Source organism: Ferrovibrio sp. (genome assembly GCF_035304305.1).
Lineage (GTDB): Bacteria > Pseudomonadota > Alphaproteobacteria > Ferrovibrionales > Ferrovibrionaceae > Ferrovibrio.
The window spans coordinates 1-8,427 of record NZ_DATGQG010000140.1; the positions used below are offsets into that span (position 1 = coordinate 1).

General features: G+C 69.8%; 6 protein-coding genes. 2 read left to right on the forward strand and 4 right to left on the reverse strand.

The window, feature by feature from the left end; all coding sequences use genetic code 11:
• Position 1: 1 nt before the first annotated feature.
• Both VKZ87_RS15555 and VKZ87_RS15560 read right to left on the reverse strand, forming a co-directional pair.
• Complete coding sequence (locus VKZ87_RS15555) at positions 2–1,039, reverse strand: sodium:calcium antiporter (RefSeq protein ID WP_324222179.1); 1,038 nt, start codon at positions 1,037–1,039, stop codon at positions 2–4.
• Between the two features lie 100 nt (positions 1,040–1,139).
• Entirely contained in the window at positions 1,140–2,423 is a 1,284-nt protein-coding gene (locus tag VKZ87_RS15560) for a Glu/Leu/Phe/Val dehydrogenase (RefSeq protein ID WP_324222180.1), read from the reverse strand.
• Between the two features lie 450 nt (positions 2,424–2,873).
• On the opposite strand from VKZ87_RS15560, the gene VKZ87_RS15565 reads away from it, so the two are divergent.
• On the forward strand, positions 2,874–3,491 hold the full coding sequence (locus VKZ87_RS15565) for a hypothetical protein (protein WP_324222181.1): 618 nt from the start codon (positions 2,874–2,876) through the stop codon (positions 3,489–3,491).
• A 29-nt stretch (positions 3,492–3,520) separates the two neighbouring features.
• Positions 3,521–6,829 (forward strand): ATP-binding protein, encoded by a 3,309-nt coding sequence (locus VKZ87_RS15570; RefSeq protein ID WP_324222182.1) that lies wholly within the window; start codon positions 3,521–3,523, stop codon positions 6,827–6,829.
• On the opposite strand, the gene rfbA is transcribed toward VKZ87_RS15570, so the two are convergent.
• Both rfbA and VKZ87_RS15580 read right to left on the reverse strand, forming a co-directional pair.
• Positions 6,826–7,710 (reverse strand): glucose-1-phosphate thymidylyltransferase RfbA, encoded by an 885-nt coding sequence (rfbA, locus tag VKZ87_RS15575; protein ID WP_324222183.1) that lies wholly within the window; start codon positions 7,708–7,710, stop codon positions 6,826–6,828. The two genes, VKZ87_RS15570 and rfbA, sit on opposite strands and share 4 nt — an antisense overlap.
• A gap of 120 nt (positions 7,711–7,830) precedes the next feature.
• Positions 7,831–8,427 (reverse strand): helicase HerA-like domain-containing protein (locus VKZ87_RS15580; protein ID WP_324222184.1); only part of this gene is annotated, 597 nt, incomplete at its 5' end.

Sequence of the window (8,427 nt, forward strand, 5' to 3'; positions counted from 1 at the left end):
CTCACCCCACCGCCCGCAGCAGCACGAGTCCGCCGACGAAGAGCAGGATGACGGCGGCTGAGTCGTAGCCCATCCGCATCACCACGGGATTGCGGCGTTCCAGCAGACCGACGAGGAAGATGCCGGTCAGCGCGGCGCCGAGCAGGGCCGAGACGGTTTCGAAGGCTCCCAGCTCGCTGATCACCGGCCCGCCGTCGAAGGCGATGTCGGCCAGCAGGATCAGCGACAGGTTGACGAAATTGGTGCCGAGCACCTGGCCGAAGGCCATGTCGTACTGCCGGATGCGCAGAGCGGCGACGATGGTGCTCAGTTCCGGCATCGAGGTCGAGATTCCGATCAGCGCGAATCCCACCATGCCGGAGCCGAGCCCCGTCTGCTCCGCCAGCGCGTCGCCGGTCTGCGACAGCATGTAGCCGGCCACGAAAATAACGCCACCGGCAATCACCGTCCGGATCACCAGGCCGCGCAGCGAATACGGCAGGCTCTCCTCCTCCGCTGCATCCGCCCGCACGTCCTTCTGCTTCACCATCCAGCGCGCGCGCCGGTCATAGCCCGCCGCGGCCCAGAAGCCGCCGATGCTGAGCGCGCAGAGCGCAACCGCCCAGAGGCCCACGCCGAAGACCGGGATGTCGCCGGTGGTCACGGCGGCAGCAACCGCGATCAGCACGATCATGCTCAGGGTCGCCATCATCATCGTCGACGGCTTCGCCACCACGGCGGTGACGGCGTCGCGGCCGATGAAGGCATCGGCGACGGCCAGCAGCAGGATGTTGATCGCGGCGCTGCCGAGCAGGTTGTTGATGGCCAGCGCCGGATTGCCGATCACCGAAGCGGTGATCGCATTCGCGACTTCCGGCAGCGATGTGATCACGCCGAGCAGCAGCATGCCGGCCAGTGCGCGCCCCATGCCGGTCCGCCCGGCGATGGCATCGGTATATTGAGCAAGCCGCGTGCCGGCCATCCAGACCAGCACGGCGGCGGCGAGGAAGATCAGCGCGTTAACCCAGAGCGGATAATCCTGTGCATCGGCAAGCGGCATGGAAGCTCCGGGCGGAGAACAACCCCGGCGGAATGCCGGGGCCCGTCACTTCAATGCCGGAAGCCGCTACAGGTTCACTCCGGATGGTGCGCTCGCCCGGTCACGCCGTGAAGAATTTCTGCGTGCCGTGCGCCTCGATGGCCTGGGCAAGCCGCGCCAGCGCATGCACATAGGCGGCGCTGCGCATGCTGATCCTGCTGTCCCGGGCACGCTGCCAGATGGCAAGGCCCTCGGTCTCCATGCTCGCCTTCAGGCGCGCATGCACTTCCTCGACGGTCCAGTAATAGCCCTGGCGGTTCTGCACCCATTCGAAATACGACACCGTCACGCCGCCGGCATTGGCGAGAATGTCCGGCAGCACGACCACGCCGCGCTTCTCCAGCATCGCATCGGCTTCCGGCGTGATCGGACCGTTGGCGAGTTCCAGCACCAGCTTCGCCTTCACCTCGCCGGCATTGTCGCGATGGATGAGGTCTTCCATCGCCGCCGGCACCAGGATGTCGCAATCGATGCCGATCAGCGCTTCGGCGGGCAGCAGCCTGGCCTGGCTGCCGGCTGCCGCGGCCGCCTCCGGCGCGGCCAGCGAGCCATGCTGCGCCTTGGCCCCGATCAGCGCGGTCACGTCGAGGCCGTCCGGCGCATGCAGGCAGCCATGGGAATCCGAAATCGCCACGATGCGGTAGCCGTCGCCGGCCATCAGGCGGGCGATATGCTGGCCGGCATTGCCGAAGCCCTGGATGGCGACGCGCGCGCCGGGCTTCACGCCGAGTTCGGTCGCCAGCCGGCGCACCAGGTAATAGCCGCCGCGCGCCGTGGCATCCTCGCGGCCGAGCGAGCCGCCCAGCGCGATCGGCTTGCCGGTGATCACCGCCGGTGTGGTGGCGCCGACGATGGAGGAATATTCGTCGGCCATCCAGCCCATGATCATCGCGTTGGTGTAGACGTCGGGCGCCGGGATGTCGCGGTCAGGCCCGACGACGCGGGAGAAAGCCTGCATGTAGGCGCGCGACAGCCGCTCCAGCTCCGCCTTCGACAGCGCATGGGGATCGACGCGGATCGCACCCTTGCCGCCGCCATAGGGCAGATTCATCACGGCGCATTTGAAAGTCATCCAGAAGGCCAGCGTCTCGACCTCGTCGGCGGTCGCGTCCGGGTGGAAGCGGATGCCGCCCTTGGTCGGGCCGCGCGTGTCGTCGTAGCGGCAGCGCCAGGCCATGAAGGATTTGCGCGAGCCGTCATCCATGCGGATCATCAGCCGCACCTGCATGGTCTCGCGCGGGAAGCGCAGCTTCTCCAGAACATCGCCGTCGATCTGGAGATGTCGGGCAGCCTCATCGAGGCGGGTCAGAGCGTGGTCAAGCATCGAAACGGGCGTGGCGGACATGACAATCTTCTCGGTTTTTGTTTTTTTGGCGGACGAATGCCGCTGCGCACCGGATCATCCCGCAGCGCGCGGGTTCCGGCCACACAGGACGGAGACCTCGGGAATGGCGGATTTGGTCCGTTCCGGGAGGAATGGCCGGCAGCATAAGGACCGCCCTCCGGTGGTTTCAAGGATGAAGTTCATCGCGGCCGGGACAATTCGCCGCAGCCGGGTAGGCAGGGTTCCGGCCCGTTCGGCCATTTTCTAGTTATGCGGGAACCGGATCGCGCCTTGCGTGTTAAGCCGCAAATCGCGTTCTGCCCAAGCCTGCAACAACACGGAACGCCGCCTCGCCCGAGACCTGGATGCGAACAGCCGCTGGCCGGCGGTCGGATGTCTGCGCCCTCACGCCGGGCGCGGCCGGCTCTTTGCCTGCGGCCGAGAACGGGAACCCTCGAGGAGGAAGAACCAATGTCCTGCATGCTGCTGCCGCCGGGCGGCGGGGGAAATCCCTGCCCGCCCGATTGCCTGCCGATCTGCACCGACGAGATGGATGAACTCCGCCATACCGGCTGGCGCTGGATCTCTCACCAGCTCGGACTGGACGGCAGCAAGGAAAGCCCCGTGAAGCAGTATATCGGCGTGGTCAGGCGCACCGACGGCCTGCCCTTCTATGCCACGATCGCGGCGCCGCCCTGCGACGAGGACGCCCCGTCGGATGACTGGCGCGGCGCCTTCTATGCGCCCTTCGGCTTCTTCCGCCTCTGCGGCACGCTGCGCGGCCATGCCGGTGACGACGACCGCTATCTTCTCGAGGTCGATGCCTGGCTGGAGGCGGAAGGCCGCGCCGGCAGCGGCCTGACCGCCGCCCGCTGGGTGATCGCCGGACCGCATCCGAAGGTCCGCGCGCCGAACCGCGCCGCCCTGCTGCAATCCATCGAGATCCGCTCCTCGGGGCCGCATGACGACGACGACCTCCGCTCCTGCATCGCGCTGCATGCGCCGAACGCCGTCTGGGGCGATCCGCGCAGCGTGGTCGCGCAGCAATGCGGGGTCGCCGCGGCCTGTCTGATCGAAGCGGTCTGCTGAGGGCGGAGCGTCGCGCCGGGAGCAGGATCATGGCCGGTTTCTGCATACGGTGCGGCGCCGCCCTGACGCGGCATGACGGGCAATGCCCCGCCTGCGGCGAGGCGGCCCTGCGATCCTGCGCCCAATGCGGCGCCGCGGTACCGCGACAGGCGCGCTTCTGCGCCGGCTGCGGCGCCGCGCTGGCGCCGGTCGCCGCGCCCGCCATCGCCCGAGCGCCGTCGGCGCAGCCCTCCGAGCGCAAGCTCGTCACGGTGATGTTCGTCGACATGATCGGCTCGCTGGCCAGCATCCGCGATGCCGATCCGGAAGAGGCGCATGAACTCTTCTCCCGCGTGCTCGGCGCCATGACCGATGCCGTGCATTCCTGCGGCGGCACGGTGGTGCGCACGCTCGGCGACGGGCTGATGGTGCTGTTCGGCGCGCCGGCCGCGCGCGAGGATCATGCCATCGGCGCCTGCCATGCGGCGCTGCGCATCATCGATGCCGTCGGCCGCATCCGCTCGCCGCTGGCCACGCCGAATGTACGGATCGGCCTGCATTCCGGACTCGTCGTGGTCGGACCGTCGGCCAACGATATCGGCGTCGACTACGATGCCGTCGGCGTGGCGGTGCATATCGCCGCGCGGCTGCAGCAGACCGCGGCGCCCGGCCGGGCGGTGATGACCGCCGCCACCCGCGACCTCGTGGCGCACGAAATGCTCACCGCCTCGCTCGGTCCGAAGCTGCTGAAGGGTCTCGACGAGCCGGTCGAGGTTTTCGAGCTGCACGGCATCGCGCGGCAGCGCGGCGCCGACGGGCAGGAAACCGCCGGCACCTTCGTTGGCCGCGCCTCGGAGCTGGCCGAACTCGCCGGCGCCCTGCGCTCGGCCCAGCTCGGCAAGGGACGCTTCATCGCCATCGTCGGCGAGGCCGGCATCGGCAAGACGCGGCTGATCGAGCGCTTCATGGACGAGCAGGCGGCGCAGATCCGCCAGTACCGCGTCACGCCCGACCGTTTCGCCGACACGATCCCCTTCCATGCCATGCGCAACCTGATCGCCGCCATGCTCGGGATCAACGGCACCGAAGCCGAACAGCGCCAGCCCCTGCTGCTGCCGCATCTCGACGGCCTCGGCCTGATGCAGGAGGACATCCGCGTGCCGCTCTGCGCGCTGCTGGAGGCCGGCCCGCTGCCCGATTACTGGGACGATCTCGACCCGTCGCTGCGCGGCCAGATGACCGCGGCGGCGATCCGCAGCCTCATCACGGCGGAAAGCACGCGGCATCCGCTGCTGCTGGCGATCGACAATATCGAACGCGCCGATTCCGCGACGCTGACTGCCATCGACCTGCTGGGAAACGTGGTCGGCAGCCACGCCATCCTGCTCATCGTGTCGCACCGGCCGGACTTCGACCGCGACTGGCACCGCATGGAGGGCTTCCGTCCGCTGCAGCTCGGCAGCTTCAGCCCCCGCGAAGCCGACGAACTGGTCGACCGCCTGATCGCCGCCGACGCGCCGCAGCCGCTGCGCCGGCAGCTCGGCGAGTGGAGCCAGGGCAATCCGCTGTTCCTGCACGAGGCGGTGAATTCCATGGTCGATGCCGGCCTGCTCACCGGCGCGCCGGGCGAGCGGCGCCTGCAGGATGACGCGATGCAGGTGGCGCCCCCGGCCTCGATCGCGGCGATGATCGCCGAGCGCATCGACCGCCTGCCGGCGCGGCACAAGCGGATCCTGCTTACTGCCAGCGTGCTGGGCGAGCAGTTTCCGCTGTCGCTGCTGCAGGCGATTGCCGGCCCGGATGCCGCGGGGCTGGAGGATTCGCTGGCGGCGCTGGTGGCGCAGGATTTCCTCCGGCCGCTGGCGCGCCAGAGCGAACCCGCCTTCGGCTTCCGCCATGCCGTCTTCCAGGAGGTCTGCTATGCCAGCCTGCTGAAGAAACGCCGCCGCGAGCTGCATGCCATCGCCCTGGCCGCACTGGAGCGCGGCGAACAGCTGGCGGGCGGCGCCACGCTGGCAGGCCCGCTGGCCCATCACGCCTTCCGCGGCGGCCAGTGGGAGCGCGCCGTCGGCTATTGCCGCGCGGCGGGCCATCGCGCGCTGTCGCTCTCGGCCAACCGCGAGGCGGCGCGGCATTTCGAGAATGCCATCAATGCGCTCGGCCGCGCCGATCCGCAGGAGAAGCGGCTGGCCGACGCCATCGACCTGCAGCTGGAACTGCGCGCCGCCCTGGTGCCGCTGCTGCAGCTCGACAAGGTCGGCCGCATCCTGGCCGACAGCCATGCCCGCGCGCAGAGGCTGGGTGACGGCGTCCGGCTGGCGCGCATCACCGGCTTCATGGCCGGTCATGCCTATCTCACCGACCGGCCGCAGCGGGCGGTCACGCTGGCGCTCGACGCCTTGCGGCTGGCGCGACGATCCGGCGAGGCGGAACTGCAGATGGCGCCGGTGATCTATCTCGGCCAGGCGCTGCATGCGCTGGGCCGCTTCCGCCGCTCGATCGCCATGCTGCAGCGGAACCTGCGCGCCGCTCCCCTGCCCGATCCGCGCGCGACATTGGGCCTGCCCAGCCTGCCGGGCGTGATGACGGCGCGCTGGATCGCGCTGTCGCTGGCCGAGCTCGGACATTTCCGCGCGGCGGAGGATTACGCCGGCCGCAGCGACCGGGCGGGACAGACCGGATCGCGGCCCTTCGACCAGGTCTATTCCCATTCCGCGCTGGGCTTCCTGATGCTGCTGCGCGGCGATTACGAACAGGCGCGCGAACACAGCGAGGCGGCCTTCTTCATCGCCGAGCGGCGCGACCTGCCCTTCATGATCCCGGTCGTCGCTTCCCAGCTCGGGCTGCTGCTGGCCTATGGCGGCGAGCCCGAGCGCGGCCTGCAGCTGGCGCGCCGGGCGGTGCGCGCCGCCGAGGACATCGGCATCGCGGCCGGACGGTCGCGCTGGCATGCGCGGCTGGGCGAGGTCTGCCTGCTGGCGGGCGACCGCGGCGAGGCCCTGCGCCAGGCCGAGATGGCGCTGGACATCGCCGGCCATAACGGCGAGGCGGGCTATGCCTGCTATGCGCGGCGCCTGCGCGGCCGGATCAGTCTGGAGAGCGGCTCCGACGACGCGGCCCTGCGGCAGGCGCGGATCGATTTCCTGGCCGCCGCCCATGACGCGCGCCGGCTGCAGATGGCGCCGCTGGCGGCGAAATGCGAACTGGACCTGGCGGAAGTGGCCCGGCGCAGCGGTCGCGCGAGCCTGGCGGCCCGCCACGTCGTCCGGGCGCTCGCCGCCTTCCGCCAGCTCGGCATGCCGGGCTGGGAAGCGCGCGCCCGGCAGCAGCAGGCGATGCTGGAACCGAGAGCGGCCTAATCCAGCGCCGCCTGCTCGCGCAGCAGCCGGTAGAGATACTGTCCATAGCTGTTCTTGCTGCCGTAGCTGTCGGCAGCGGCCCGCAGCTGCTCCGCGCCGATATAGCCCTGGCGCCAGGCAACCTCCTCGGGCGAGGCGATCTTGAGGCCCTGCCGCTTCTCCACCGTGGCGATGAAGTTCGACGCATCCAGCAGGCTGTCCGGCGTGCCGGTATCGAGCCAGGCGAAGCCGCGGCCGAACAGCTCGACGCGGAGCTGTCCGCGCTCCAGATAGACGTTGTTCAGGTCGGTGATCTCGAGTTCGCCGCGGGCGGAGGGCTTCAGCGCGTCGGCAATGTCGCAGACATCGCGGTCGTAGAAATACAGCCCGGTCACGGCCCAGTTGGTCGGCGCCGGATCCGGCTTTTCGATGATGCGGCGGACGCTCCTGTCCGGATTGAAGTCGATCACGCCGTAGCGCTCCGGATCGGCGACCCAGTAGCCGAACACGACCGCGCCGGTTTCGATCCTGCCCGCGCGGCGCAGCACCTCACCGAAGCCCTCGCCGTAGAAGATGTTGTCGCCCAGCACCAGCGCGCAGGCCTCGCCGTTGATGAAGGTCCGGCCGATCCGGAACGCCTCGGCGATGCCGTTCGGCGCCGGCTGCACGGCATAGGAGATCGACAGGCCCCACTGGCTGCCGTTGCCCAGCAGGTTGCTGAAGGCGGTCTGGTCGCGCGGCGTGGTGATCACCAGGATCTCGCGGATGCCGGCCAGCATCAGCGTGGTCAGCGGATAGTAGATCATCGGCTTGTCGTAGACCGGCAGGAGCTGCTTGCTCGTCACCGCCGTCGCCGGATGCAGCCGGGTGCCGGCGCCGCCGGCCAGAATGATGCCTTTCATGACCTGCCTTCCGACCTGCCCTGCGCGTCCGCCATCCGGATCCCGGAGATTACAGCCCGGCGCGCCATTAATGCCACGTTAAAGGGCGTGTGACATCGCTCCGGCGCCGGCCGTCCGGGCCTAGCGGCGCAGCGAGCCGAGGACGCCGCGCAGGATCGAGCGGGTGATCTCGCGGCCGGCCGTGCGCAGCACGCTTTTCATCGTCGTCTCGACCAGACTGTCGGAGCCGGCGCTGCGCCGCCGCGTGCGGCCGCCGCCCCAGGGGCCGCCCGACGCCGGCTCTGCTTCGGTCGTCCGGCCGGGTTCCGGCGTCTGCGCCGCGGCCGCGACAGCCTTCTGCAGCAGCTCGTAGGCCGATTCCCGGTCGATGGCGCGGTCGTATTTTCCCGCCATCGCGCTGGCGGAGAGGTCGCTGCGGCGCTCGGCCTCGCTCAGCGGCTCCAGACGCGACGAAGGCGGGCGGATCAGGCAGCGCTCGACGATGGAGGGCACGCCCCTGTCGCCCAGGCAGGAGACCAGCGCCTCGCCGATGGCCAGCTCGGTGATGACGTCTTCCGTTCTGAAAGCCGGGTTGACGCGGAAGCTCTCGGCCGCCGCGCGGATCGCCTTGCGCTCGGCCGGGGTATAGGCGCGCAGGGCATGCTGGATGCGGTTGCCGAGCTGCGCCAGCACGGGCTCGGGGATGTCGGCCGGGTTCTGCGTGACGAAATACACGCC

What these genes read in the sequence shown, in the direction of transcription:
- VKZ87_RS15555 (WP_324222179.1), bottom strand. Translation starts at nt 1,039, where the DNA reads ATGCCGCTTGCCGATGCACAGGATTATCCGCTCTGGGTTAACGCGCTG.
- VKZ87_RS15560 (WP_324222180.1), bottom strand. Translation starts at nt 2,423, where the DNA reads ATGTCCGCCACGCCCGTTTCGATGCTTGACCACGCTCTGACCCGCCTC.
- VKZ87_RS15565 (WP_324222181.1), top strand. Translation starts at nt 2,874, where the DNA reads ATGTCCTGCATGCTGCTGCCGCCGGGCGGCGGGGGAAATCCCTGCCCG.
- VKZ87_RS15570 (WP_324222182.1), top strand. Translation starts at nt 3,521, where the DNA reads ATGGCCGGTTTCTGCATACGGTGCGGCGCCGCCCTGACGCGGCATGAC.
- rfbA (WP_324222183.1), bottom strand. Translation starts at nt 7,710, where the DNA reads ATGAAAGGCATCATTCTGGCCGGCGGCGCCGGCACCCGGCTGCATCCG.